Origin of the sequence: Pedobacter sp., from assembly GCF_039594775.1 — a bacterium.
GTDB lineage: Bacteria > Bacteroidota > Bacteroidia > Sphingobacteriales > Sphingobacteriaceae > Pedobacter.
Window position 1 is genome coordinate 211,272 of the sequence record NZ_JBCNMT010000001.1, and the last position, 26,767, is coordinate 238,038.

Genomic DNA, 26,767 nt, shown 5'->3' on the forward strand with positions numbered 1-26,767 from the left:
AACAACTATCTGTCTTAAATCAATTCAATTTGCCTCTTAATACTTTCTTCTAATGAAATTAATGTTTCTGTTCTTTGTATCCCCTTAACCGCTTGTATTTCCTCATTTAGCACATGGCGCAAATGATCGGTATCTCTACAAGTGATTTTAGCAAACATGCTATAGGCACCAGTAGTGTAGTGCAGCTCTACCACTTCCTTAATTTTGCTCAACTGTTCAACGGCATCTTTATAAAGGGAACCCTTTTCCAAATAAATACCTAAAAAAGCTGTAATATCATAACCAGCCTTACGCGGATCGATAATTAAATGTGACCCCCGTATAATTCCCATATCCGCCAATTTCTTCATTCGCACGTGCACCGTACCTCCAGAAACAATGAGTTCCTTCGCAATTTCTGTGTAGGGTTTGGTTGCGTCGTGCATCAGCTGCGTAAGTATTTGAATATCGAGGTTATCAATTTCTAAATTTTGAGTTTCCTTTTTTAGCATAAATTACATTTTTGTTAACTATTTATAAATATAAATGAAAATATAATAAAAATAAAATTAAATCATTAAAAAATTTGCAACATAATAAATAAACGATCTATATTTGTATCAAGCAAATGCCAGTAGGCAATAAGCGATTTACAGTTACCAACAAATCATTTGCAGTTTGACAGCTGCCAATCGGAAACTGAAAACTTGAAATTATTAAAAAATGTAGGGTGGTGAAATTGGCAGACACACCTCCTTGTCTCGGTGGTAGAGAAATTGGGAAATCCGGAAACGGTACAACCACTCTATGAAGGTTCGACTCCTTCCCCTACAGCACTATGGTTATAAGTAGTAAGTTTAAGTTGTACGTTTTCTTTGCAAAACGCTACTTATAACTTGAAAACCTATCACTTAAAACTTAGTAAATAATGTTGGGTGGTGAAATTGGCAGACACACCTCCTTGTCTCGGTGGTGGGGATCATGGGACAAACGCAGTTTATGGGTTGACCACAAATTAATTTTTGAACTGTAGCTAACTACCCCTTGAAGGTTCGACTCCTTCCCCAACAGCCATTTTTATAAATAATAAGTTAGTTAAGGAAGCGGTTCTGGATTGAATCGCTTTTTTTTATTTTCATTATTTTTTCAAAGACCATACCTTCCCAATTTTATCTACAAACAACAGATAGGCAGCCATCATGGTTAGACCAAAATCTGGGAGCGATAAAAATGTGGCTATAAAGATATGAAATATTACCCCGATAGGAACTAACCATTTCCTGAATGTGCTATACCAGATCAGAAATGGAAAGCTCAACTCAAAAAGCATCACTAGCCAGGAAGTGATAAAACACACCGTTGAGTTGGAAAACCATTGGGGCACTAAATGCAAATTAACATAATACTCCAACTGCCAAACTTGCTTCATAAAAGAGCCATCCCACCAGCTGTTTTTTAAAATCTTTCCATAACCATTTAAAAAATACACTCCACAAATATTGATTTTGAGCAATAGCATTGTAGCATTATTGAGGAGCCAACCAATTTGATCCTTAGCTGCATTTTCATTTACAAAGATTAGCGAGAAAACGAAAAAGTTGAGGAACTTATCGCCTCCATTAATTGCCGAATAAGATAGACTGAGATAATTAAGGCTAATGACAAATACTGTTATGGACAACCATCGTTTAGGTTTTAATAAAATAGCTATTGCTACGATTACGCAGGCTAAAAACCACCAAATATCCAAAAAGGGGCGAAATATGGGTAGGAACATTAGCTTTGAAAAGCTAAATCCAACAGTTATAGCTTGTGCATCGACCACGTGGTGATAGAAAGTTTTTAATTCTGGCCAAATCAATAGCATTTTCAAAAGAAGCAACAGGTAAACCGCTTTCCTGAACCAATACAAGTTGGCAGTGCTTTCCTTCTGATTGGTTAAAGTCAATTCAACCTTCGCTAAAAAACTTTCAAAACGGCTCATGGCTGATATTTGATTTTGAAAACAGTCTTTACAACGTCTGGCTCTCTAAATTTTTGTTGAAATTTTACTTCAAGCGAATCGGGTTTACGATTTTGATTATGCCTATAGAAAAGATGCGAAGTGAATGCTTTGAATTCTTTGCTCTCTTTCGTTTTTACATCCCCAGATTTACGACGCAAGTCTATTATTTTTTGACAGAGGAGCTTGTCCAAACGGTTATGCTTTAACGAAGCCAAACGACCTTTTGAGATGTACTCTTCAAACAAAGGACCTTCCAAAAACTGCCAATCACTCCACTTCCCATCCTGATAAAACCTATAGCTAGTGGCATAAATCCGCATGGAAGATTCATTTACAAATAGGGCGCCTAGGCCAACAAAAACCCTAGCCTGTTGAAATGCCGACTTCAGTGGCCCTGGTATTAGCTTGTGTACAAAAGCAGAAAGAAACACTAGCGAATAAACCGCAAAAACACTACAAATAAAGATGATTATCAGGCGCCTCATTAAATTCAAAACTAATAAAAAATCCTCCTGTTGTGGCTACACAAATCAGGAGGATTTTTAAAGTTTAATGGATATGTTTATTTAATCCCATATTTATCACTGAATTTTTTATCCAGTTGCTTATGAAGATTATCTAAGTTGATATCCCTACCTTGAATAAATGCCTTTTCAATCTTGTTGGTCTTCATGTCCAAAGCATCACCAGCAGATATAAATAAAGTAGCATCTTTACCTACTTCTAAGCTACCTACCGATTTATCGACACCTAAAATCTTTGCAGTATTTAGGGTGATCGTTTGTAATGCCTTTTCTTTATCTAAGCCCCAAGTAGCAACGGTTCCAGCCATAAAAGGTAGGTTGCGTTGCTGCCAAAAATCATCGATACTTACCGCTACCGTTACGCCTGCATTATATAAAATTGCCGCGTTTTTATAAGGCATGTTCACATCGTCATCAATGTTATTTGGCAAGGCATGAGGTTGTTTCACAATTACCGACACATTGTTTTGCTTCAAGAAATCAGTAATCAAATAAGCATCGCTACCACCAATGATTATTGGCGTAATATTGAACTTTTTAGCAAAGTTAACCGCCGCCACAATATCCTTTTGGGTATTAGCGGTGATATAGAGCTTTTGCTCGCCTTTGAACAATTTGGCCATGGCCGCAAAACGTGTATTGGTTTCTGCAGGTTTTGCTCCTTCGTTATACGCTTTTGCTTCGGTAAAGAAACTATTCAGTTCCAAAATTGCATTTTGCGTACGTTCTGCGAGTGACTCTGCAGAGAAAGCCATTCGTCCACCACCAAAACCTCCCCTGAAACGAGGCGTTGTTGGCCAAGAAACATGCATACCGTCATCTGTTTTAATCGCAGCATCTTCCCAGTTCCAAGCATCCAACTGAACAATAGATGAGCTACCAGAAATAGCACCACCGCTAGGTCTAATTTGCGCCATCAATACCCCATTGGTACGTAAAGTTGCAGGCACTTTAGAATCGGTATTGTAAGCTACGATTGACCTGATGTGTGGATTAAGATTTCCTATTTCCTGAAAATCTAACGTTGCTTTTACTGATTCGTATTCTACCAAGCCTAAAGTATTTACTGGAGCAATAAAGCCAGGATAGATATGCTTGCCATTTACGTTGATCATTTCACCATCATTGGCAGCAAATTTTACAGTCGTAGCATCACCCACCCCTGTAATTTTGCCTTTTTCAAATACAACGTAACCGTTACTGATAACCTGTCCGTTTCCAGTATGCACCACACCGCCCAATAAAATCACTTTTTTGGATTGTGCCTTAGCTGGAGAAATATTCGCTTGAGCAAAAGCTGATATGCTTGCTGCAAGGGCTAAGAACAGGGTTAATATTTTCTTATTCATGGTGATGTCCTCCTTCTTCTGTTTGTATGGCTTCAAAACCATTTGAATAATCGCTAGCAGTTTCGCAATTGTAAAGGGTAGAAGTCATGCCCATTGGACGTTGAGTTCTTCCGCCTTTATTTTTACTGTCTAACATCTTTTGAATCAATCTAGCTCTTTCTACTTGTTGTTGTTTTAGTTTTTGAGCATCTTTTTCGATATCCCAGTATAAAACACCATCTACAAATGTTTTTTCCGCTTTGGCATAAATAGATAGTGGGTTATCTGACCAAATCACTACGTCGGCATCTTTACCCGCTTTTAAACTTCCCACCTTATCGTCAATATGAAGCATTTTAGCTGGGTTTAAGGTTACAAACTTGAATGCCTCTTCTTCTGGCACTCCACCGTACAATACCGCTTTACCTGCTTCTTGATTTAAACGACGAGCCATTTCTGCATCATCAGAATTGAAGGCAGTAGTAATCCCTACGTTGTGCATGATTTTACCGTTGTAAGGAATCGCTTCGGCCACCTCAAATTTATAGGCCCACCAGTCGGAGAAAGTAGAAGCTGCGATGCCATGAGCTTTCATTTTATCGGCCACTTTATATCCTTCCAAAATGTGCGTAAATGTGTTGATTTTAAAGCCCAAGCTATCAGCCACGTGAATCAACATATTGATTTCAGACTGTACATAAGAGTGGCAGGTAATGAAACGTTTGTTATTCAGAATTTCAACCAAAGCGTCCAACTCTAAATCTCTACGCACATTATTTCCTTTTACTTTTAATGCTGCTTCGTAGTCTTTTGCACGAGTAAAGGCATCTACGAAAGTTTGCTCAACCCCCATACGAGTTACTGGGAAGCGTTGTCCGCCACCGAAGTTACTTTGCTTCACGTTTTCACCCAATGCAAATTTGATGAAACCATCAGCGCCAGCAAATTTCAATTCTTCTGGTAATTTGCCCCAACGCAGTTTGATCAATTGAGATTGGCCTCCGATTGGATTTGCCGAACCATGCAAAATTTGAGAAGTGGTTACACCACCTGCCAACTGGCGATAGATGTTAACGTCTTCAGAATTGATGATGTCGCCAATACGCACCTCCGAAGAAACCGATTGTGCTCCTTCGTTGATACCACCTGCACCAGCAATATGCGAGTGCTCATCGATAATACCAGGGGTAACGTGTTTTCCGGTAGCATCAATTACTTTTGCCGAACCCGCGGCCAAGTTTTTACCTACGGCTTTAATTTTACCATTCTCTAAAAGCACATCGGTATTTGGAAGGATACCATCTTTTTCGTTAGTCCAAACGGTCGCATTCTTTAACAATACGCTTTCCGCTTTTGGTAAAGTTTCGTTACCGAAAGATTGGAATGGATAAATTAGCGGGCCATTAGCTGCAAGAGCTGGTTTAGGTTCTTCTCTTTTTGGCATTTCTTTAGCCGCTTCTTTAAAAGTGGCCGTCCACTTGCCTTCGGTACCATCGCTCAATGCCGATTCGCCTTTCATGGCAATTGGTGATTCTGAAGAAATATATCCTGTTAAACGAACATCTCCCTTAGGGTTTTTCTTTAAGTTGAAGTACAAAGTTACCCAGTCGCCATTACGAGCAAAAGTTCCTGTAGTTTTTACGCTATCGGCACCCGTTCTTTCAATAGCAGCTGTTGAGGGCCCCGTAATTTTTAGGGTCAATGTTCCAACACCATCTACATTTAGGTTGTAAACGCCTTTTAAGTCGCTTACATCCATTTTGTTAACGATATAGCGCTTGCCTTGCACCCAGTTTTCGTGAATAATGTTGCTACTTTTAAACAAATTGTCAGAAGTAATTAGGAAGTTGGCCAATTTACCTTTTTCAATAGAACCAACTTTATCGCTAATGCCCAACATTTTGGCAGGCACTTCGGTTACCGAAAGTAATGCTTGTTTTTCGGTCAAACCGTTTTCTATCGCAGTGCGGATATTTGCCCAAAAATCGCGGGTATTATCCAACCCAAAAGCGGTAAGTGCAAAGTTAACTCCGGCTTTTTCTAAAATTCCAGGATTTGACGATGCCATTTCCCATGCTTTCATCTGTGCTAAACTAACGTTTCTAGCTTCCGCTGGATCTTCTACATCAAAAGCCTTCGGATAAGCGATTGGAATAATCAAACTTGCGCCTGTAGCTTTTATTGCATCAATGCGTTGATACTCGTCGCCACCGGCCTTAATGATATATTGCTTACCAAATTCCTTCGCTATTTTATCGGCACGTAAAATATTTTGCCAGCCGTCAGCTTCGAAAATTTGAGGCAAGGTTTGTTGTTTGTTAAATTCCTCTAAAGAAATGTTGTATTCTTCTTTTTGACCTTTGTACCAAGTGGCATCTAAATAGGTTTGACGCAATAGAGCGATTGACCCCATTAACGAAGTGGGATAATCGTTAGAAGAAGTCCCTTTATTGAATGAGTAGTTCGCTGCAGTTTGGTCTTTCAAGAAAACCTTGTGCTCAAATTCGTCATTTAGTGTAACTGCCGCCGATGTTCCACGAGCGATACCATCACGGTTGATAACATTTACACTACCAAAACCAGCCTTACGCAATTCGTCTGCTTTCTTGCTATCGATGGCAAAAATAGTTCTTACTTCTGTTTCTGGCCTGATGGCAGCATTCCAGTTATAAGGTCCTTTTTTAGTAGTGGTAAAAATAGATTGACGTTGACCACCAAAGCCCATGGTTGCTCCGCCGCGTTGAGCTTCAGGTAAACCATAGCTGCTAAAAGCGTCTACTAATGAAGGATAGACATACTTTCCTTTTAAGTCAATCACCACATATCCCTTTGGAATTGCTGTACCGCTACCCACTGATTGGATAACTTGATTTTTAATCAACAACGTACCGTTGCTGATGGTTTGGTTAGCGTTAACTACAATAGTTGCATTGGTTAAGGCATATTGCCCAGACCGCACATCGGCAGAACCGTTTACGGGAAACGTCTGCTGTGCAAATACAAATACAGTAGAAAATACCAACGCCAACGCTAGTAAAATTTTCTTCATGTTTTAGTTAATGTTTTTAGAAAGTTAAAGCTATTTATAAATAAGAACTTATATATACTATATCTTACTTTTTACAAAAAAAGCCACACTTTTTAGGTGTGGCCTTATCAATAACTTGTTAATTCTTGATTAAAAACCGTAACGCAAACCAATTTGTGCTTGCCAAGGGTTACCTGAAGGGTTAATTACTCCAGTATTGTTTACACGATAGTTAAATTGACGATTTGTCGTGTCGTAATTAGGAACTGCAGGAGTAATCACATCACCAGCGCTATTTCTCACGGCAGGAATTCCCAATGCATATAACGTTTGCGTACCAAATGTCTCCGTTACACCCCATTTTTTATTCAACAAGTTTGCGAAATTGAAGATATCGCCAGAAATTTCCACGCTTTGCTTCTTAGCTCTACCAAATTTAAATTGATAAGCAACACGAATATCTACTGTCCCAAAGAAGCCATTAACACCACCATTACGCTCTGCTATTCTTCCTTCATATTTTAAAATATAGTCTTTTAAACTTTGGCTTGCCTGAGGGTTATCTAACAATGCCTGCAAACCCGTACGAATGTTAGCTGGTACATTTGGATTATTCCTGTCAAAAACATATGCTAAATCATTCGTAGCAACAAAGTCTCCATTATTATTCGCACCAGAAAGCAAGCTATAACGTGTACCGCCGATGCCCGAATAGCGCACACCTACTTTAACCCCCCAAAGCGTAGGTAAAGTTCCATAAACCACTACCTTGTGTCTAAACTGACCATTAGAATAAGTGATATTGCTTAGGTTTCGTGGGTCATCAACTACAGGCAACGACAAAGTTGCCGAGTTAGCTACGTTACCGTTATAAGAGGTGTTATCTTTGGTATCGTTCCAAGTATAGCTAGCTGAAATTTCACCATCTTTAAAGTATCTCCAATTTCCATCCACCACTACCGCAAACTGATTTACCTTGCCTTTGCTATTCAGCTCCAACACACGACCAAAAGCATTGCTTAATCGACCTGTTTTCCAATCTGTTGCACCATTAGAAGGAATCGAAGGAACAAATACTCCTCTATTAGCTTCATTAGCTAACCTGAAAAATGGTTCAGCAGCCATATTCCTATCCACGTACATATAGTTGTTACGGGCCAAGGTCATGTAACCTGTTATCCCTAAACGCAAATTATCATTAATCAATTTATTATATGATAGGTTGGCCTTGTATACCACTGGGATTTTAGCATCTTCGGCGTAAGTATTAATTGTTGGCACTTGGAATTGTGCTAATGTAGGAACTTGAGCGGTACCATTTCTATAACCAATAAAATCAGGTGTTGGTACATCTGCACCGGTAACATCAACAGTTGCAAAATGCTTCCCATCAAAAGAAAGGTTATTAATGGTTACGTAGTTATTTACATCGGAACCAAAAATACCTGCTCCAAAACGCACATAATCGGTATGTTTTTCGTTCACATCCCAATTGAATTGGATACGAGGCTGTACCAAAAATTGTTTCAATTCATGATCCGTCCTTACACCAATTGCTTTATACAGCTCTTGGTTAAGGGGCGAAGTTGGATATTTACTATAGTCGATACGTACACCACCCGTAAATTCTAAGCCTTTGGCCAGTTTGGTTTGCATTTGTCCGTAAATGGCCGTGTTCCAAATATTCGCCCTTACACTTGGATCTTTCATTAAAGGCACCTCGCGATAGAACAATACAGGTTTTAGATTTTCAAAATCTTGCATAGCGGTACCTATGCTGTTTGTGTATTCAAAACGACCATTTACTTCACTTCCGTAAAGGGATAATGCATGTGTGTACATCAAATCCAACCCGAAAGTATATTTTACTTTATCTGTGTTATAGTAAAAATTGTCGACCAACTGAAACACATTATTGGTAAAACCTTCTTGAGCAAAGCGATGCCCGCCAATTTGAACATTTGTTGAAAGGTTTCGCCCTCCAAGTGGTGATACCAAGTTCTTTACCACAGCCCTAGGTATAGCTCCTGGTAGTTGATCATTTTGCGAACTTTCCTGAAAAGTATATAGGTGTTGTACTTTTAGTTCGTTGGTTACTTTACTGCTAATGGTAGAGCGAAGTGTAGCCAGTAAACTATTGTCTACGTTCTTATCGTTACCGTAACTCTCCAAAAAGTTGATAGAAGTATTGTCGCCCAATCCTAATGGATTTCTGTCGTTGGTATAATTATCTCTCACCGTCAGCAAATGCTTATCGTTGATCTGCCAATCCAAGCGAACAAAGCCCGCATCAGTTCCACGTTTTTTATCAAAAGAGCCAAACTGCGGCGTGTTCGCCACTCCATATTTTGCTCTAGCTATCCCTAAAAACTGATTTAAGGTAGCGTTGGTGATGTTAAACCTAGCCGCATCGGCATCCGTTTGCACATCAGCAATAATTAGCGGGCGAGCATCTTTTTGATGGTCCCAACCCACAAAGTAATGTAACTTGTCTTTAATGATTGGACCTCCCAAGGTAAAACCATATTGATAAGTAGAGAAGTCATTTGTTCTTTTATTTCCCCTGATGTCGTTAGGGCTGGCCAACCAATCTGCACGACCATAGCCAAAAGCACTACCCGTAATTTCATTGGTACCCGATTTGGTTACTGCGCTAATGGTACCCCCGCCTGCACGGCCCAAAGTAACATCATATTGGTTAGTCACCACTTTAAACTCCCTTACCGATTCAATCGAAATAGAATATGGGGCACCACTTCTACTGGTGGTACTCCCTGCCGATGTTGGGTTTTTTGCAGTCATCCCATCAATAGTAAAGTTAGTAGAAGATCCTAGTTGACCCGAAATCCCACCATTTGCAGCTAAAGGAGAAAGATCCGTTAAACTGGAAAAATTACGGCCATTCACCGGCAATTGGTTCATGGTTTTAGAAGAAATTTCTGTTGAGGCTCCAAACTGCTCTACCTTGTTTCTTAAACCATTACCATTAATTTGTACCGCTTGTAAGGTCTGCGCCGAGTTTTGCATACTTACATTTGCTCTCACCGCATCTCCCTGATTTAACATATAACCAGAAAGCGTTTGTTCGCCATAGCCCAAAAAATTAACTTTTACCGTATAAGGACCACCCAAAGGAAGCTCCTTAAAAGTATAGTCACCTTGGGCATTGGTTCCTACTTTAGTTGTAAAACCGGTTGATTCATTTCTAACCTGAACCGAAGCTCCAGGAATAGGTTTTTTCTCCTCATCGGTAACCTTACCCGAAATAGATGCTTGCGTAGTCTGGGCATTTGCATTGGCAAAGCACAACAGCAAGAACATCAACATTGATAGTTTAAATAAAGCTCGTTGCATGTAAATTCCTTTAAATATTTACCCACAAAAATGCCTCGAGCAGATTAACTCAAATACTTTCATAAATTAACTATTTATGAATTTAAGGGCCAAATTTTAAGTTTATGTAAACAAATACAACAAAAAGAAAACAAAAACCACACTAATAAAACATCCTCATCGTAATCAACTTAAAACGATTATAAATTACTAGCTATGTTTAGGCTTTATACAATCGCTCAATTAAATTCCTATTTTTGAAAAAAATAAAACAACAAAACATGGAATCATTATACCCGATATTAAAAAGTGCGCACTCTGGTTGGCGCTACATTGTTCTAATTCTATTGGTGGTAGCTCTTTTACAGGCGCTAGCTGGTTGGTTTGGCAAAAAAGGATATACAGAAGGCAATAGAAAGCTAAATGTTTTTACCTTAATCAGCGCGCATATTCAGTTTCTTTTCGGTCTGGCTTTATATTTCATCGGCAAATGGTTTGCTGTTGATAGTTCAGTAGCCGTTGGTCGTTATTGGAAAATGGAACATATTGCTATCATGCTTTTGGCAATAGTATTGATTACCATTGGTAACTCAAGGTCGAAAAAGATTACGGATGGAACCGCAAAACATAAGGCCATCGCTATTTTCTTTGGCCTGGCATTAATTTTAATTATTGGTTCTATTTTCATGATGGTCAAAAACGACCCTTCTAGAAGCTTTTTTGGGGTTTCTTAGCACTTTCCCGTCACCCTGAATTTATTTCAGGGTCTGTTAGCTAAACTGATGCTGAAATAAATTCAGCATGACGAAAACGCATAAAAATTTTTCAAAATATTTTGATTATTTAACATTTTGTATAAATTTGCTTTACGATGATTAACAAAATAAACACTTGGCACTGGCGTACTAACTCGAAAGAAAGTTTCGTCAATGGCTCGTGCAAGATATAGTTTATCAACTTAAACCTAAACTTAAACCACATTTAAACCCGACGGAACCACACGTCGGGTTTTTTATTTTATAAAAAAAATGAACACATATCAGATACATACTTACAACAAGAAAAGATTAGCGGACACCACAACTCCTGTTAGCATTTATCTTCGTTTAAGAGATGTCTTCACGAACACCATCTTACTGGAAAGTTCCGACTATCATAGCCGCGAAAATGCGACCAGCTATGTTTGTGCCGAGCCTGTAGCCGGCTTTGTGGTTAAGGATGGCACCCTTAACATCAGTTACCCTGATGGAAAAACGGAAACAAAGAAAGATTTTATACTTTCCGATGAAATCACTGCATTTAAAAACAAGTTTGAGCAAATTAATGCGCCAGAATCAAAGCACATCTCTAGTGGTTTATTTGGCTACTTTACCTGGAATTGCGTTCAATATTTTGAGGACATCAAATTTTCATCGGCTACGCCGGAAGAAGATAAAATACCTGAAATGCAATACCATATCTATCGCTACATTATTGCCATAGACCATTTCAAAAATGAAATCACCTTATTCAAAAACACCTTCAACAATGATGAAGATGAAGATTTGAGCAAGATGGAATATATCATCCAAAACAAAAATTTTCCCGAATACGGTTTCAGCATTAACGGGGCCGAAAATTCAAATCTAACCGATCAAGGGTTTATGGATACGGTGGAGAAACTCAAAAAGCACATCTATCGCGGCGATGTTTTTCAGATTGTACCTTCGAGAGCTTTCAGTCAAGGCTTTTTAGGGGATGAATTTAACGTGTATCGTTGTCTTCGCTCCATCAACCCATCGCCATATTTATTTTATTTCGACTATGGCAGTTTCAAGTTATTTGGTTCATCACCAGAAGCCCAAATCACCATCAAAAATGAAACGGCCAATATTTTCCCAATTGCAGGGACTTTCAAACGCAGTGGTAACGATGAGGAAGATGCAAAAATTGCCAAAGCCTTAGAAAATGACCCTAAAGAAAGTGCGGAACATGTAATGCTGGTTGATTTGGCACGTAACGACTTGAGCCGCCATTGCCAGCAGGTAGAAGTAAAATCCTTTAAAGAGGTACAATATTACTCACATTTGATCCACTTGGTATCTAAAGTAAGCGGGAAACTTCAACAAAAAGACAGCGCTTTCAAAGTAGTGGCTGACACCTATCCAGCAGGAACATTGAGCGGTGCGCCAAAATATAGGGCCATGCAATTGATAGATGAAAACGAGAACTTAGGTCGTAATTTTTACGCCGGAGCTATTGGCTACATGGGCTTTAACGATGATTTCAACCATGCCATTATGATCAGAACATTCATGAGCAAAAACAACAAACTTTATTATAGAGCTGGGGCGGGCATTGTGGCCGATTCGGTTGCTGAAACTGAACTTAACGAAGTAAATAACAAAATAGCCGCGTTGCGCAAAGCAATAGAAATGGCTGTAGGAATTTAAGATTTTTGATTGACGAATTACGATAGATAATGAACGAGCATAAAAATGTAGTTTTAGTAATAGACAACTACGATAGTTTCACCTATAATTTGGTGCATTTGATTAATGAACTAGGCTATGAAACCGAAGTATGGAGAAATGATAAATTTGAACTTGCAGATGTTGCCAAGTATGATAAAATCTTACTTTCACCTGGGCCAGGCATTCCAGAAGAGGCCGGTTTGCTATTAGATGTCATTAAAACTTATGCGCCTACCAAAAGCATTATGGGTGTTTGTTTGGGACAGCAAGCCATTGCCGAGGCTTTTGGAGGCAGCCTGCTCAATTTAGGCAGACCTATGCATGGTATTGCCACCCCCGTAAGCAAAACGATTGACGACGAGCAGCTTTTCAAAGACATTGCGGTACCTTTTGAAGTAGGCCGCTATCACAGTTGGGTGGTTGACCCTGCTAATTTGCCTGAATGCTTAATCATTACATCCGTAGACAATGAGGGTCAAATCATGTCGTTAAGACACAAAGAACTGGACATTTGCGGTGTACAGTTTCATCCCGAAAGTGTATTAACGCCAGAAGGTAAACAGATGATGAAAAACTGGTTGGAAGGAAGCTAGAGGAAAGCATTACAAGAAAAGAAAACAATGAGCCAAAATATTTTAGATAAAATCGTTCTACGAAAACAAGAAGAAGTTGCATTTGCCAAACAACAAACAAGTGTAAAAGAACTGGAAAGCAGTCCTGCGTTTGGGCGAACTCCTTATCGTTTTAAGGATTTTTTACTCGCTGGAGATAGAACAGGTATTATTGCCGAATTCAAAAAACAGTCGCCCTCAAAAGGAGTAATCAATGGCAATGCTGATGTTAAGGAAATTACCCAAGCTTACAATGCAGCAGGTGCTTCGGCGCTTTCGGTACTGACAGACACTGATTTCTTTGGCGGTAAAAAAGAAGATTTAATGCAAGCCCGTAGCGTGAATGAAATTCCAATTTTAAGGAAGGATTTCATGATTGATGAATATCAAATTTTAGAAGCCAAAGCTTGGGGAGCTGATATTATTTTATTGATTGCCGCTATTTTAACTCCCCAACAAATTGCAGACTTAGGCAAGCTTGCTCAAAGTTTGGGGCTGAATGTGCTATTGGAAGTACATGACTTAGTGGAATTGGAACGCAGCATTTGTCCGCACTTAGACGCCATCGGGGTAAACAACAGGAACCTTGGCAATTTTACGGTTAACATTCAAACCTCTTTTGACCTAGTGGATAAAATCCCTAATGAGTTTTTGAAAATTTCGGAGAGTGCCATCAGCAACCCGCAAACCATTAAAGATTTGAAACAGGTAGGTTATAACGGTTTTCTAATTGGCGAAAACTTTATGAAAACCGAGAACCCAGGGTTCGCCATGAAGGAATTTGTTGGAGAGCTGTAGTATTTTCTTCCCGTCATTTCGAGGAGTGCAACGAAGAGAAATCTAGCAATATGCATATACACGTGCTAGATTTCTCCTATCGTCGAAATGACGGAAAGAATTAAGTTAAGCACTAATCCCTAGCTCTTAGCCACCAACAACTAATCTCTAACTATCAAACTTCACACACTCCTTCAGTTCCTTTTCGGTATAAGCCAGTTTGTATTGCTTCAACACCTCATCAGGCACACCGTTCCATTGGTTTGGAGAATTTCCTGCATAGCCAATATCGGCCACACCCATTTCCGAGGTATAAAAACCCGAAGCCACCAAATTGCGCATGCGATTAAAAAACGATACCCCTTGGCTCATTTCTGGTTTGGCTTTTTTCGGATAAGCAATCATATCCACTAACTCTATCTGCTGCTTATCGCTACACTCCCTAAAAGGTTTGCCAAAACGGTTTAAACATTGTAAATCTAACCAACGCAAACCACCACGCATAGGAATTTGGTGCTGTGGCATATCTTTTACAATAAACTCAATAAACTCAGGCACCTTAGCTTCCGATGCACTTCCGCTCACCTCATCCTTAGGAATAATAATATCCGACAAAATGGTAATGGTCGCCATTTCCTCCTTGCTAAAGAAATTTGGTTGGGATAAAAGCTCCTTCTCTCTCGCCAATTCTTCTTTTGCTCGGTCGTAGGTAAACTCTGGGTCCTTTACAGCTATTTCCTTTTCTTCCTTGGGTTTACAGCCACTCACCAAAGCAGTACCCGAAATGGCTCCAACACCTAATAATTTTAATGTCTCTCTCCTGTTCATGGCTATAAGTTTTGTTTTTTCATTTCAGAAATAATGTATTCGCTAGCCCTCATCGAAAGTGCTAAAATGGTCCAAGTAATATTTTTATCTGCCTGCGAGGTAAAAGCGGCACCATCTACCACAAACAAGTTTTTACAATCATGGGCTTGGTTATATTTATTCAGGGCCGATGTTTTAGGGTCATTACCCATACGGGCCGTTCCCGCTTCGTGAATAATCTTTCCAGGCGACTCTAGTCCATAATTATTCTCTTTATTATAATCGCCGCCCCAAGTTACAACAGCTCCCATATTGTGCATCATTTCATCAAACGTTTCCTTCATATGCTTGGCTTGCAAAATCTCATGTTCGCTCCATTTCACATTGAATTTCAATACCGGAATACCGTACCTATCTACCACATTTGGGTCAATTTCGCAACGGTTGTCGTACAGCGGAATAGCCTCTCCACGACCAGCCATGCCCACACTTGCCCCATAGAAATAGCGATAATCCTCTTTCAACGATTTGCCATAACCTCCAGCTTCCTTTTGCACACCCCTTACGGCAAATTTTCCATTCATCCCTTCAATGCCTCCACCAAAACCATATGCTGGCTGGCTCATTCCGCCCCAGTACTCAATATGGTATCCCCGCGGAAAATCTAATTTCTTATTATCTAACCACCATGGCGAGTAAATGTGCATACCGCCTACGCCATCTTCATTATATCTCTTTCGGTCAAAAAGCTGTGGCAGTACACCGCCCATGGCCGCTCCAGTAGAGTCGTGCAAATAACGACCAACCACATCACTATTGTTGGCCAAGCCATTTGGATGACGCTTTGATTTAGAGTTTAGTAACAAACGAGAAGATTCACAAGCACTAGCTGCTAAAATAACCGTACGTCCAGTTACCTGATATTCCATCATATCATCTTTATTGATATACGAAATCCCAGTGGCCAAACCCTCTTCATTAGTCAGCACCTCTCTGGCCATGGCATTGGCTACAATATCGATATTTCCAGTAGCTAAAGCTGGATAAATAAGTACGTTGGTCGAAGAAAAATCGGCCTTTGCCATGCTACAGTTTCTATTGCATTGCCCGCAATAAAAGCAAACGCCACGTTCGTCATTAATTTTTTGGGTAAGGATAGACAATCTCGAAGGGATTACTTTCACACCCGATTTTCCAGCGGCATTCTTAATGAAAAGCTCATGCAAACGAGGCTTAGGTGGCGGAAGAAAAAACCCATCTGGATGGTCTTCCAAACCTTCATTAGTACCAAAAATACCAATCAACTTATCAACCCTATCATAAAAAGGCTTAATATCATCATAACTGATAGGCCAATCTTCACCCAAGCCATCTACACTTTTCCGTTTAAAATCTTTAGGGCCAAAACGCAGAGAAATACGCCCCCAATGATTGGTCCTACCGCCCAGCATCCTAGCCCGCCACCAGTCCCATTCCGTTCCGGGCTCTTTGGTGTACGGTTCACCTTCAACATCCCATCCATAGTAACAAGCATCAAAATCGCCAAAAGGACGAAACTTAGTACTTGCTCCCCTACGCGGCGATTCCCAGGGATTTTTCAGCTGTGTAATATTTTTCTGGGGATCGTACATGGCTCCTGCCTCCAAAAGGCACACTTTTAATCCGGCCTTGGCCAGCGTATATGCCGCCATACCACCACCAGCACCCGAACCCACAATTACCGCATCATAATGTTTGCTTTGTTTTTTAATCTGCATTAGGTTTATAAGTTAGCTTGGTTCAAGTTAGCGCATTTTTGTTTGATGCGCAAGACCAATATTTTAATGGAGAAAACCTAAGCGATCCTATCTTGCCCGTAATAGTCCCGCTATCCACTAAAAGTCCACATTCGCTGCGCACCTTGCGGGCTTTCCGTTCCTATCGGGTTTATAACACGTAAACCTGTGCATAACACTTGCAACTAAACCCGACAGCAGCGCCTGCCTGCCGATAGGCAGGGATACCGGGCATTGGCTAAGGCCAAAAGGCGTATGAGCGAATGGCGGGGCTCGCTTAAATAAATCCTAAAAATGCCGTTTTTCATTTATTTTAATTCCCAAACCATCTTTTAGAACAACATTCCTCTTCTTAAAAAAGCGTAAAAAATGTCTCCAAAACCAAGTATTTACAAAAGGAAGTTTTAACTTCAAATATTAAACTACACAAAATGAAGAATTACATAATCGCTGCTCTGCTTATTGGCACCTCCGTAAGCCTTAAAGCTCAGCAAGAAATCAGCTATGAAGTGAGTTTCCCAAATGTGGTACACCATGAAGCTGAAATTAGCATGACCATACCTAATGTACCTGCCAATGTACCATTGAAAGTTAGATTTGCTCGTTCGTCACCTGGTCGATATGCTACTCACGAGTTTGGCAAAAACGTCTATCACTTAAAAGCTTTTGACGCTAATGGTAAAGCCCTAACACTTAAACAACCCGCTGGAGATGTTTATGAAATTGAAAAGCCTACCAGTAAAATAAAAATCACCTACACCATTTTTGGCAATTGGATTGATGGCACCTATTCTGGTTTCGATGAGCAACATGCCCACATGAATATTCCCGCTGTATTTGCATTTCCCATAGGCATGGACAAGCGACCAAGAACCGTAAAATTTAGCTACCCTAAGCAAGCTGACTGGAAAGTGGCTACGCAGCTAAAACCAATGGGCAACGGTGTTTATTACGCGAAAGATTTTCAATATTTTATGGATAGTCCCATCGAAATATCAGCCTTTAAAGAAGCGAGCTGGGAGGTAAAGAATGTGGATGGAAAAACCCAAAAAATCCATTTAATTGCCCACGCCGACGATGATGAGATGACCGTTTTCAACTATGCCAACATGATTAAAAAAGTAGTTGATGAACAAAAGGCCATTTTTGGCGAACTGCCAACTTTTGACCATGGCAACTATTATTTTCTGCATTGCGTACACCCAAGTTATGCAGGCGACGGCATGGAGCATCGCAACTCGACGGTAATTGTACAGCGCACACCTAAAATTGGAGGTAACGAAAGCAATTTGTTGGGTACATTTTCCCATGAATTTTTTCACGCTTGGAATGTAGAGCGCTTACGACCAAAAACATTAGAACCGTTTAATTTTTCTCAATCGAACATTAGCGACGAACTTTGGATTGCCGAAGGATTTACCCAGTATTATGGCAACCTCACTTTAAAAAGAGCTGGTTTCAGAACTTTAGAAAATATCACTAGAAATTTTAATGGCTTAGTAAACTCCGTTGTTAACTCGCCTGGGGCAAAAAACTTCTCTCCAGTACAAGCTAGTAGATACGCCGTTTTTGCTGATGCAGGCGTAGCTGTTGACCAAACTAATCAACGAAATATCTTTACTTCTTACTATACCTACGGCGCTGCGGTTGCTTTGGCTTTAGATTTACGTTTAAGATCAGATTTTAATCTCACCTTAGACGATTACATGAAAGCCCTTTGGAAAGCCTATGGCAAAACAGAAATTGCTTATACCATTCCAGATTTAGAAAAAACCTTGGCTACGCTAACTCAAAACCCTGCATTTGCTGGTCAATTTTTTAAGAACTTTGTGTATGCAACCAAGAAAGAAGATTACACGTCTTTACTGCTGAAAGCAGGATTGGTTTTGAAGAAAGAAAGTGCTGGCAAAGCCTATAGCGGCATTGGTCGTTTAGAAGTTAATGAAGGCAAAGTTTATGTACCCGCCACGTTAGTAGGTTCGCCTGCTTATGTAGCCGGATTAGACATTAATGATGTAATTTTAAAGGCTGATGGTACTGAAATTAAAACTGCAAAAGATTTTGATTCGGTAACAGAAAAACACCAACCTGGTGAAACAATTGAGATTGTTTATAGTCGAAAAGGAGTAGAAAGAACAACCAAACTTACTTTCATTGAAAACCCAATGTTGGAATTGGTACCTATTGAAAGTACCGGAGCAACGTTAACGGCTGAAATGAAGGCTTTTAGAGAAAAATGGCTGGAAAGTGCTTTAAAGTAGTCAGAAATTAGTGGCTAGGAATCAGTTGTGAAGCAAAGAACAAGAACGATTAACACCAACTAGAAATCAAAACAACAAAAAGAATTAACTAATCATATTAACTATAAAAATGAAAAAAACCTTTTACGCCTTGGGTCTTGCCTTAGCCTCGTTAACGGCAAACGCTCAAAACATCGACAAAGTCATTACCAAAGATTATGTAGACCACTTGATCAAAACGTTAAGTGCTGACGACATGCAAGGACGTCGTACCTTTACACCCGGCATTGATAAAGCGGCATCCTTTATAGAGAAAGAATTTGCAGCCATTGGATTAAAACCTTTAGATGGCGAGAAAGGATACCGTCAAACTTTTTATAAATATCAGTTAAAACCGCTTTCGGCCAAGGTAACTATTGACGGCCAAGCAATTGCCGAAGAAAACATCCTGGTATACGGCAATAGGGTAGAAAGCCTTTCTTTTGACCAAACCAACGGCGATGGTTGGGTTAAACTCGACGAAAGCAAAGATTTCATGAGCCAATTTAGAACTTTAGCACGCAGTGGCAAAAGACAGTTGGTTTTAGTTGACATGAAATTTCTAGATGCTTTTAAAAGAGTAAAAGGAATGATTGGTAGAGAAGCCGTAGTGGACGAGGCGGAATTGAAAAACACTAAAGGTCCAGCAACGGTATTTGTATTGGACAAAGAAAGTGCAAGTTCTTTCCAAGTAGAGTTAAAAAACACCGTTTCAAAAATGCCTTTGTTTAACGTAGCGGGTGTTATTCCTGGTAAATCTAAAGCGAAAGAATTGGTCGTTTTTTCAGGCCATTATGACCATATGGGCATTGTAAAACCAATTGAAGGCGACAGCATTATGAACGGTGCCGACGATGATGCTTCTGGGACTTCAGCGGTAATTGCACTAGCTAAATACTACAAAAAATTGAACAAAAATGAACGCACCTTAATTTTTGTGGCCTTTACTGCTGAAGAAATCGGAGGTTATGGTTCTAAATACTTTTCAGAAAAGTTAAACCCAGATGACGTGGTAGCCATGTTCAATATCGAAATGATCGGCAAGGATAGCAAGTTTGGCAAAAACACTGCTTTTATTACTGGTTATGACAAATCTGACTTTGGTAAAATCCTTCAAAAAAATCTAGAAGGAACTGAGTTTACCTTCCATCCAGATCCATACATCAAAGAAAATTTATTCTACAGAAGTGATAACGCAACGCTAGCAGCGTTGGGTGTACCTGCACACACCATCAGTACCGACCAAATCGACATCGACAAACTTTACCATACGGTAAAAGATGAGTATAGTTCTTTGGATGTAGAAAATATTTTGTCGACCATTAAAGCAATTGCTAAAAGTGCCGTAAGCATTATTAGTGGAGCAGATACCCCTACCAGAATTCCAAAATTGAAACCTTAACTCACACACAATGAATAAAACGCTATTGAAAGTATTATGTGGAGGGGCCATGTCCATGGTTGTTTCCACACAAATTTCGTTTGCACAAAATACCGAAACCTTGCTGCTGCGCAGCCCCACGGTGAGTGAAAAAAACGTTGCTTTTGTTTACGGCGGCGATATTTGGATTGCCAATCGCGATGGCAGCAATTCTAGAAGATTAACGGTTAATCCGGCAGTTGAGCAAAGCCCTGTTTTTTCTCCTGATGGTAAAATGATCGCCTTCACTGGAAACTATGATGGAAATACAGACGTTTATGTGATTCCTGTAGAAGGTGGCGAACCTAAAAGAGTAACTTTCCACCCAAGTGCCGATTTAATCAAAGGTTGGTTAAATAACGACGAGCTTTATTTCACTTCAACTCGTGATTATAATTATGCATTAAGTCCACGCTTGCACCGTATTAAAACCGATGGAACCAACGAACAACCGCTACCAATGCCCGAAGCAACCCAAGGTTCTCCTTCGGCCGACGGACGTTACTGGGCTTATATTAAAAATACTGATCCTTCTGACCGTTTAAACGTTGCTTTTAAACGCTATCGTGGTGGTGGTATGCCACAAATCTGGATTTTTGATACACAAACAAAAAACATCGAGATCATTCCAGGGGAAGGGGCCAACAATGTAAAACCTCAATGGGTAGGCAACAAAGTTTACTATTTGAATGATAAAGACCTTACTCTAAATCTTTACAGTTATGATGTGAAATCTAAGAAAGTTGATAAAATCACCCATTTTAAGGATTACGACATCAAATCATTAACTGGAGCTAAAAACACGCTTGCTTTTGAACAAGGTGGTCGCATTCATTTATTGGATATAAGCAACAACAAGATCAACACCTTAAAGATTTTAATTCAAGCCGACGCTCCTTATAAACGTACCAGATATATTGATTTGGCTAGTGATATCAGAAATTTTGATATTTCTCCAAAAGGTGTAAGAGCTTTATTTGAAGGTCGCGGGGAGATTTTCTCTGTACCTAAGGAAAAAGGTGATGCCCGCAACCTATCTAATTCGCCAGGCAGCTACGAAAAATATCCAGGGTGGTCACCAGATGGAAAGTATATTTCTTACCTATCTGATAAAAATGGCAAATACCAATTGGTGTTGTTAAACCAAGCTACTAAAGGCGAGCCAGAGTATATCAATTTGGGGGATTCTCATTTTTACTTCCAGCCAACTTGGTCGCCAGATAGCAAAAAGCTTTTCTACGCTGATGCGCATTTAAATTTATACTACATTGATATCAATGCTAAAAAACCAGTATTGGTTAAACAAGATAAATTGGGTTCGCATACTGCAAGAACTTACAATCAGTTAATGCCAAGCTGGTCGCCAGATTCAAAATGGATTTCATATGTAGCGACTTTGCCAAACAGTGTGAGTGCAGTTTTCTTATATAATTTGGAGAAACAAACCCACACGCAAGTAACCGATGGCATGAGCAATGCCGTTTATCCAACTTTCAGTAAAGATGGCAAATACTTGTTCTTTATGGCCAGTACCGATGTTGGTTTAACCAACAGTGGCTTGCACATGTCGGCTTACCAACGTCCAGTGAACTACACCGCTTATGCGTTAATCCTTTCTAAAAAAACACCTTCGTTGTATAAAACAGAAAGTGATGAGGAAAAGGTTACCGAAGAACCTGCTCCAGCTAAAAAGGAAGAACCTAAAAAAGACGAAAAGACATCTGCTAAAAAAGATACCAAACCCGCCGCTGAACCAGCAAAACCTGCTGAAACCAAAAAACCAATTGAGGTCGATTTGGATGACTTGAGCAATCGCATTATTGCATTGCCCATTCCTGCTGGTGGTTTATCAAGCATTGAAGGTGGCGTTGAAGGCCAGTTATTGTATATCCGCAATGGTGAGTTAAGTGCTTTAAATTTGAGCAAAATGGAAAGCACTAGCTTGGTACAAGGTGTTTTTGGTGTGGGTGTGAGTGCCGATGGCAAAAACATGATCTATGCTTCAAGAGGAAGCTATTTCATTGTACCTGCAGCACAAAAACCCGCTACACCTGAAACTGGAAAAATCAAGTTAGACGGTATTAAGTTATTGGTAGATCCTACAGCCGAATGGAAACAGATGTTTAATGAAGTTTGGACCATGGAAAAAGAATATTTCTACGTAGAAAATATGCACGGTGCCGATTGGCCCGCTGTTAAAGCCAAGTATGAAAAATTCTTGCCTTACGTAAACCACAGATCAGATTTGGCTTATTTGCTAAACGAAATGATGGGCGAAATGGTGGTGGGCCACAACTATATCTATCCTGGTGATGAACCTTCAGCAACTTCGGTAACGGTAGGCATGTTAGGTGCCGACTACCAAATCGAAAACGGGTTCTATAAAATAGGCAAGATCTTTAACCGTTTAGATTGGAACCCTAGCTTTAAAGCTCCTTTGGCAGAACCTGGACTAAACATCAAAGAAGGCGATTACATCGTTGCCATTAACGGTGTTCCACTAAAAGCCGAAACCTCTATATACAGTCTTTTCGATTTCAAAGCAGGCAAGCAAGTAGCCATTAAAGTGAATAGCAAACCTAGCTTGGATGGCGCTAGAGAAGTGGTGGTGGTACCAATTACCCCAGGAGCCGAGATGGAATTGCGTAGAATGGAATGGGTAGAGCGTAATCGCAAAAAAGTGGGCGAATTAAGTAATGGTCAAATTGCCTATGTGTACATGCCAAACACGGGGCCTGACGGTTACACTTACTTCAATCGTTATTACTTCTCGCAAATGGACAAAAAAGCGTTACTAATTGACGAGCGTAACAATGGTGGTGGCTGGGTAGCAGATTATGTTATTGATTTGCTAAGCCGCGAGTTGATGAGCTATTGGGCAATTAGAGATGGCAAAAGCTTCACTACACCAGGCAACGGCATTTATGGACCTAAAGCCATGATCATTAATGAAAATGCAGGTTCTGGCGGCGACATGATGCCCTACATGTTCAAAGAGAAAGGTTTGGGTAAATTAGTGGGCCGTACCACGATGGGTATTTTGGTAGGCATTAGCGGCTATCCACGCTTGTTGGATGGCGGTAGCATTACTTCACCAAACTTTGGCATTTACGACACGAAAGGTAAGTGGATCATCGAAAATGAAGGTGTAGCACCTGATGTTTTTGTAGAACAAACACCTAAAGACTTATTGGAAGGTAGAGATCCTCAATTGGAAAGAACCATCAAGATCCTACAGGAAGAAATGAAAAACTACAAATATCCTAATACGGCTAGACCTAAAGACCCAATCAGAGGTCATTAATAAAAAAGGTCCTTGCAGCCTGTAATTGCAAGGACCTTTATATTTTGAAATGAATAGAGAATTAAATCTCTTTCTCCATCACATAATCATTCATGAAGAAACCGTTACCAATATCAAGGTCAACGGTTTCTTTTATTTTAAAGCCAGCCTTTTCATAAAAATCTTTGGCTTTATTAGCTCTGTTTACATTCAGTTGTAAAAATTTTGCTCCTTGAGTTTTGATCTGGTCCACCACTTCGTTCATTAAAATCTTTCCAACACCTTTGCCGTGCATTTTAGGTAGCACATAAAGTTTATGCAGTTTATAAACATGGTTTTCCGAGTCAATTACAGAGAAACCTGCAAAACCAACATCCTCCTTTAGTTCAGATGCAATGACGAAAATATGGCCGTCGTGCAATTGCTCTAAAAGCTCGCCATGGTTATACATTTTATTCAACATAAATATAATCTGCTCCTGCGAGATGATGTCACCGTAAGCGGTAGGCCAAGTCTGTTCGGCTAAACTTCTGATGGTCGCTAAGTCTTCTTCCTTTGCTTTTCTAAGATATATCATTTTAGGGGTCAGGGGTTAGGTGTAAGAAATCAATTGGGTTAAATAAGTTCCTCCTATCTAAATACTAATTACTAATATCTAAATACTAAAGTAGCTCTCCGATAAATAAATAAGGCACTTGAAACCTGAATGATACCAAGCCGTCTTCTACCACCATAAATTCACCAGTTTCTTGTTGCATCAGGTTATCAGCTTCAAAATAAGCAATCACATCGATTAAGAAAACAGTACCTGCGGGTTTCCAAACGCTAAATCCATTTTTGACAGCATAATATTTACTTCTTTCCGTGAAAAGCACCAAATTAATATCGGGCAAATAACAGGTTAAATCATCAAAACTATTTACCTTGCTAATAACATTCACTGCTGGATATTTTTCTTTCACGAGAAACTCCATGGCATCTTCCAAGCCCTCTTTTGGTTTCGGAATAATTCGGATATCTTCTTGCAGTGCCACTCCCATTGGTAAATTACCAACCACAATATCTACCTTGAGCTCTAGGGAAATTACTTTTTCATATTCACTAGCTGCTACTAATACCGTTGGACTCCACTCTAAAAGTTGACCTAAATATTCTTCATTAAAGTTCCCAAGTTCGTGGATGTATAGCGCTGGTTCTTGCTTCTCTCTGATGATATGGTGTGATGACATGCGCCTAAGTTAAAGTAAAAAGGCAAAAGTAAAAAGTTTTCAATTGCTGGTCTACGATTTTCAGTTAACCGATTAAACAGTTTCAACAAATAACCAAAACTTTACAACGTTTCAACATTTCAACTTTAAAACATAAACACTATCTTGGAGTGATGAGCAAAAGTAAATTCGAATTATCAAAAGAAGGCGGTCCGCATTTGAGACTGCTAAGTTTAATAGGTACTTGGGACGGCCGTACACGTACTTGGTTTGAGAAAGATGTATTGGCAGACGAGTCGGCAACGAGCAGTAAAATTATCGCATTGCTCAACAAGCGTTTTATCCGTTACGAGTATCGTGGCATTATCAATGGTAAAACACACGAAGGGCTAATGGTATGGGGCTTTGATTTGGGCAACAACAAATGTGTTTGCAGCTGGATCGATAGCTTTCACATGGGTACAGGCATCATGTTCTCCGAAGGTGAGGAAACCAGCAATGGCTTCTCGGTAACGGGGCAATATAGCAACAGTGAAATGACAGAACCTTGGGGTTGGCGCACCGAGCTGGAAATCATCAATTCTGACCAGTTTATTTTACGTGCCTACAATATTTCTCCAAGCGGCGAGGAAGCTAAGGCTATTGAAACGATTAACTTGAGGCTGGATTTATAGATTTAAGTTTAAACCAACTAAGACACCTTAGCTCATCTAAGCCATACGATTAAGAAACTTAGAACTATAAAATGGTACTTAATATCTTAATGGTTCAATACTAAAATGGTAAAAGAATTAAAAACCACCTAAGACACCTTAGTTCATCTAAGCCATACGACTAAAACATTAAGAAATTAAGGCATGATTCGAAACTAAAATGTCCTTAAATGTCTAAGGAGGTTAAAACAAATTATTTCTTATCCGCAGATGCTTTTTGGTTCATTTGCATGGCCATCATTTGCTTCATGGTATTGTTCATTCCTTCGGTACTACCATCCAAGAAAATCACATTGCCTTCACTATACTCCGCAAACTGCTTAATTGCTTCGGTCCACATGGTGAATAAAATTACTGAAGTATCCAGGTTTGCCTGTTGCATTTCGTGAGCGGCATTGGTCATACCTTTCGCAACCTCTTCTCTAAATAATGCAATACCCTGACCACGCAATTGTGCTGCTTCACGTTCAGCAGTAGCAGCAATTTTAATCGCGTTACCGTCAGCTTCTGCACCTTTCGTTTTGGTAATCAATAAAGCCTGACCTTCGTTTTCAGCAGCAGCTTTTAAATTATTAGAGGCCACTACACGACTCATAGAGCGCATAATTTCCTCATCGAAAGTAATATCGTTTAATTGCAAATCCTGCAAATGGTATCCCCAACTTTCCAACACTTGGTCAATTTGGTGTTTTACGTGCTCTACAATTTCATTACGTTGCGCCAATACATTTGCCTGTTTCTGGGTAGCTACATAAGCACGGATAGATCCTTCAATGGTACGAATTAACGCCTGCATCAAGTTATTAGAATCCACGAATTTGAAGGCCACATTTTTAATCGTCTCCTCATCATGGTTAAGTACCGAATAAAGCAACATTGCCTTAAAGTATACATTTGCTTGATCTTGCGTTACCGCCTGAAAAGACAGCTCCACCGAACGGTTTTGAATAGAGATTCTCGAATGGATAACCTCAATTAAAGGAATTTTTAGACTAAGTCCAGGACGCAACAATCGCTGATATTTGCCGAAAATGGTAATAACAGCAATAGTCCCCTGTTTAACCGTTACAAATGAGCTGAAAAGAATAATTAGTGCAAATACAAGCACACCATAACCGAAGTAATCCATAGCCATAATTTTTGATGACCAATAATACTAAAAATAAACCAGCAAATGGCACCGTTACTTCCATTAAACAAAAAAACAAATCTCAAAACAGCTTAACAAACAAAAAATACTTTAT

Annotated in this window: 19 protein-coding genes and 2 tRNA genes; 10 read left to right on the forward strand and 11 right to left on the reverse strand. The window is 39.7% G+C overall.

The annotated features are described in order from the left end of the window. Positions 1–14 precede the first annotated feature (14 nt). Positions 15–491 (reverse strand): Lrp/AsnC ligand binding domain-containing protein, encoded by a 477-nt coding sequence (locus tag ABDV71_RS00890; RefSeq protein ID WP_113647279.1) that lies wholly within the window; start codon positions 489–491, stop codon positions 15–17. Positions 492–703: 212 nt separating this feature from the next. Between ABDV71_RS00890 and ABDV71_RS00895 the strand changes: the two genes are divergently transcribed. After that, positions 704–813: transfer RNA gene (locus ABDV71_RS00895), tRNA-Asp, on the forward strand. 95 nt (positions 814–908) lie between these two features. After that, positions 909–1,053 (forward strand) — tRNA-Asp (locus tag ABDV71_RS00900). Positions 1,054–1,117: 64 nt separating this feature from the next. On the opposite strand, the gene ABDV71_RS00905 is transcribed toward ABDV71_RS00900, so the two are convergent. From ABDV71_RS00905 to ABDV71_RS00925, 5 genes are all read right to left on the reverse strand, one after another. Continuing rightward, entirely contained in the window at positions 1,118–1,963 is an 846-nt protein-coding gene (locus ABDV71_RS00905; RefSeq protein WP_343530509.1) for an HTTM domain-containing protein, read from the reverse strand. Continuing rightward, positions 1,960–2,469, reverse strand: coding sequence for a hypothetical protein (locus ABDV71_RS00910; protein ID WP_343530510.1), 510 nt, complete (start codon positions 2,467–2,469; stop codon positions 1,960–1,962). The genes ABDV71_RS00905 and ABDV71_RS00910 overlap by 4 nt, the downstream gene beginning before the upstream one ends. Positions 2,470–2,546: 77 nt before the next feature. Next, entirely contained in the window at positions 2,547–3,893 is a 1,347-nt protein-coding gene (locus tag ABDV71_RS00915; RefSeq protein WP_343530511.1) for an amidohydrolase family protein, read from the reverse strand. Next, positions 3,850–6,885, reverse strand: a complete 3,036-nt coding sequence (locus ABDV71_RS00920; RefSeq protein WP_343530512.1) for an amidohydrolase family protein — start codon at positions 6,883–6,885, stop codon at positions 3,850–3,852. The genes ABDV71_RS00915 and ABDV71_RS00920 overlap by 44 nt, the downstream gene beginning before the upstream one ends. 129 nt (positions 6,886–7,014) lie before the next feature. Continuing rightward, entirely contained in the window at positions 7,015–10,218 is a 3,204-nt protein-coding gene (locus ABDV71_RS00925; RefSeq protein WP_343530513.1) for a carboxypeptidase regulatory-like domain-containing protein, read from the reverse strand. Positions 10,219–10,478: 260 nt separating this feature from the next. Between ABDV71_RS00925 and ABDV71_RS00930 the strand changes: the two genes are divergently transcribed. The 4 genes from ABDV71_RS00930 (at position 10,479) to trpC (ending at position 14,059) form a co-directional block, all read left to right on the forward strand. After that, positions 10,479–10,931: a cytochrome B gene (locus ABDV71_RS00930; RefSeq protein WP_343530514.1), complete on the forward strand. Its 453-nt coding sequence runs from the start codon at positions 10,479–10,481 to the stop codon at positions 10,929–10,931. Positions 10,932–11,225: 294 nt separating this feature from the next. Continuing rightward, a complete protein-coding gene (locus ABDV71_RS00935; protein ID WP_343530515.1) occupies positions 11,226–12,629 on the forward strand; it encodes an anthranilate synthase component I family protein in 1,404 nt (467 codons plus the stop codon). 29 nt (positions 12,630–12,658) lie between these two features. After that, a complete protein-coding gene (locus ABDV71_RS00940) occupies positions 12,659–13,243 on the forward strand; it encodes an aminodeoxychorismate/anthranilate synthase component II (protein WP_343530516.1) in 585 nt (194 codons plus the stop codon). A gap of 27 nt (positions 13,244–13,270) precedes the next feature. After that, entirely contained in the window at positions 13,271–14,059 is a 789-nt protein-coding gene (gene trpC, locus ABDV71_RS00945; RefSeq protein ID WP_343530518.1) for an indole-3-glycerol phosphate synthase TrpC, read from the forward strand. Between the two features lie 147 nt (positions 14,060–14,206). On the opposite strand, the gene ABDV71_RS00950 is transcribed toward trpC, so the two are convergent. Continuing rightward, positions 14,207–14,866, reverse strand: a complete 660-nt coding sequence (locus ABDV71_RS00950; RefSeq protein WP_343530520.1) for a gluconate 2-dehydrogenase subunit 3 family protein — start codon at positions 14,864–14,866, stop codon at positions 14,207–14,209. 2 nt (positions 14,867–14,868) lie between these two features. Further along, a complete protein-coding gene (locus ABDV71_RS00955) occupies positions 14,869–16,602 on the reverse strand; it encodes a GMC family oxidoreductase (RefSeq protein ID WP_343530521.1) in 1,734 nt (577 codons plus the stop codon). A 449-nt stretch (positions 16,603–17,051) separates the two neighbouring features. On the opposite strand from ABDV71_RS00955, the gene ABDV71_RS00960 reads away from it, so the two are divergent. The 3 genes from ABDV71_RS00960 (at position 17,052) to ABDV71_RS00970 (ending at position 23,623) form a co-directional block, all read left to right on the forward strand. Then, positions 17,052–18,881 (forward strand): PDZ domain-containing protein, encoded by a 1,830-nt coding sequence (locus ABDV71_RS00960; RefSeq protein WP_343530522.1) that lies wholly within the window; start codon positions 17,052–17,054, stop codon positions 18,879–18,881. Between the two features lie 109 nt (positions 18,882–18,990). Beyond that, positions 18,991–20,301 (forward strand): M20/M25/M40 family metallo-hydrolase, encoded by a 1,311-nt coding sequence (locus ABDV71_RS00965; RefSeq protein ID WP_343530523.1) that lies wholly within the window; start codon positions 18,991–18,993, stop codon positions 20,299–20,301. A gap of 10 nt (positions 20,302–20,311) precedes the next feature. Beyond that, positions 20,312–23,623, forward strand: a complete 3,312-nt coding sequence (locus ABDV71_RS00970) for a PDZ domain-containing protein (RefSeq protein WP_343530524.1) — start codon at positions 20,312–20,314, stop codon at positions 23,621–23,623. Between the two features lie 61 nt (positions 23,624–23,684). Here ABDV71_RS00970 and ABDV71_RS00975 read toward each other — a convergent pair whose 3' ends face one another. Both ABDV71_RS00975 and ABDV71_RS00980 read right to left on the reverse strand, forming a co-directional pair. After that, positions 23,685–24,179, reverse strand: coding sequence for a GNAT family N-acetyltransferase (locus ABDV71_RS00975; RefSeq protein ID WP_343530525.1), 495 nt, complete (start codon positions 24,177–24,179; stop codon positions 23,685–23,687). A gap of 85 nt (positions 24,180–24,264) precedes the next feature. Further along, a complete protein-coding gene (locus ABDV71_RS00980; protein ID WP_343530526.1) occupies positions 24,265–24,831 on the reverse strand; it encodes a thiamine pyrophosphokinase in 567 nt (188 codons plus the stop codon). 152 nt (positions 24,832–24,983) lie between these two features. Between ABDV71_RS00980 and ABDV71_RS00985 the strand changes: the two genes are divergently transcribed. Beyond that, positions 24,984–25,484, forward strand: a complete 501-nt coding sequence (locus ABDV71_RS00985) for a DUF1579 family protein (RefSeq protein ID WP_343530528.1) — start codon at positions 24,984–24,986, stop codon at positions 25,482–25,484. A 232-nt stretch (positions 25,485–25,716) separates the two neighbouring features. Here ABDV71_RS00985 and ABDV71_RS00990 read toward each other — a convergent pair whose 3' ends face one another. Next, positions 25,717–26,652: an SPFH domain-containing protein gene (locus tag ABDV71_RS00990; protein ID WP_343530530.1), complete on the reverse strand. Its 936-nt coding sequence runs from the start codon at positions 26,650–26,652 to the stop codon at positions 25,717–25,719. Between the last annotated feature and the right edge of the window lie 115 nt (positions 26,653–26,767).

Bases quoted from the DNA above. Each gene is read 5' to 3' on its own strand.
- ABDV71_RS00890 (WP_113647279.1), bottom strand. From the start codon at position 491: ATGCTAAAAAAGGAAACTCAAAATTTAGAAATTGATAACCTCGATATT.
- ABDV71_RS00905 (WP_343530509.1), bottom strand. From the start codon at position 1,963: ATGAGCCGTTTTGAAAGTTTTTTAGCGAAGGTTGAATTGACTTTAACC.
- ABDV71_RS00910 (WP_343530510.1), bottom strand. From the start codon at position 2,469: ATGAGGCGCCTGATAATCATCTTTATTTGTAGTGTTTTTGCGGTTTAT.
- ABDV71_RS00920 (WP_343530512.1), bottom strand. From the start codon at position 6,885: ATGAAGAAAATTTTACTAGCGTTGGCGTTGGTATTTTCTACTGTATTT.
- ABDV71_RS00925 (WP_343530513.1), bottom strand. From the start codon at position 10,218: ATGCAACGAGCTTTATTTAAACTATCAATGTTGATGTTCTTGCTGTTG.
- ABDV71_RS00930 (WP_343530514.1), top strand. From the start codon at position 10,479: ATGGAATCATTATACCCGATATTAAAAAGTGCGCACTCTGGTTGGCGC.
- ABDV71_RS00935 (WP_343530515.1), top strand. From the start codon at position 11,226: ATGAACACATATCAGATACATACTTACAACAAGAAAAGATTAGCGGAC.
- ABDV71_RS00940 (WP_343530516.1), top strand. From the start codon at position 12,659: ATGAACGAGCATAAAAATGTAGTTTTAGTAATAGACAACTACGATAGT.
- trpC (WP_343530518.1), top strand. From the start codon at position 13,271: ATGAGCCAAAATATTTTAGATAAAATCGTTCTACGAAAACAAGAAGAA.
- ABDV71_RS00950 (WP_343530520.1), bottom strand. From the start codon at position 14,866: ATGAACAGGAGAGAGACATTAAAATTATTAGGTGTTGGAGCCATTTCG.
- ABDV71_RS00955 (WP_343530521.1), bottom strand. From the start codon at position 16,602: ATGCAGATTAAAAAACAAAGCAAACATTATGATGCGGTAATTGTGGGT.
- ABDV71_RS00960 (WP_343530522.1), top strand. From the start codon at position 17,052: ATGAAGAATTACATAATCGCTGCTCTGCTTATTGGCACCTCCGTAAGC.
- ABDV71_RS00965 (WP_343530523.1), top strand. From the start codon at position 18,991: ATGAAAAAAACCTTTTACGCCTTGGGTCTTGCCTTAGCCTCGTTAACG.
- ABDV71_RS00970 (WP_343530524.1), top strand. From the start codon at position 20,312: ATGAATAAAACGCTATTGAAAGTATTATGTGGAGGGGCCATGTCCATG.
- ABDV71_RS00975 (WP_343530525.1), bottom strand. From the start codon at position 24,179: ATGATATATCTTAGAAAAGCAAAGGAAGAAGACTTAGCGACCATCAGA.
- ABDV71_RS00980 (WP_343530526.1), bottom strand. From the start codon at position 24,831: ATGTCATCACACCATATCATCAGAGAGAAGCAAGAACCAGCGCTATAC.
- ABDV71_RS00985 (WP_343530528.1), top strand. From the start codon at position 24,984: ATGAGCAAAAGTAAATTCGAATTATCAAAAGAAGGCGGTCCGCATTTG.
- ABDV71_RS00990 (WP_343530530.1), bottom strand. From the start codon at position 26,652: ATGGATTACTTCGGTTATGGTGTGCTTGTATTTGCACTAATTATTCTT.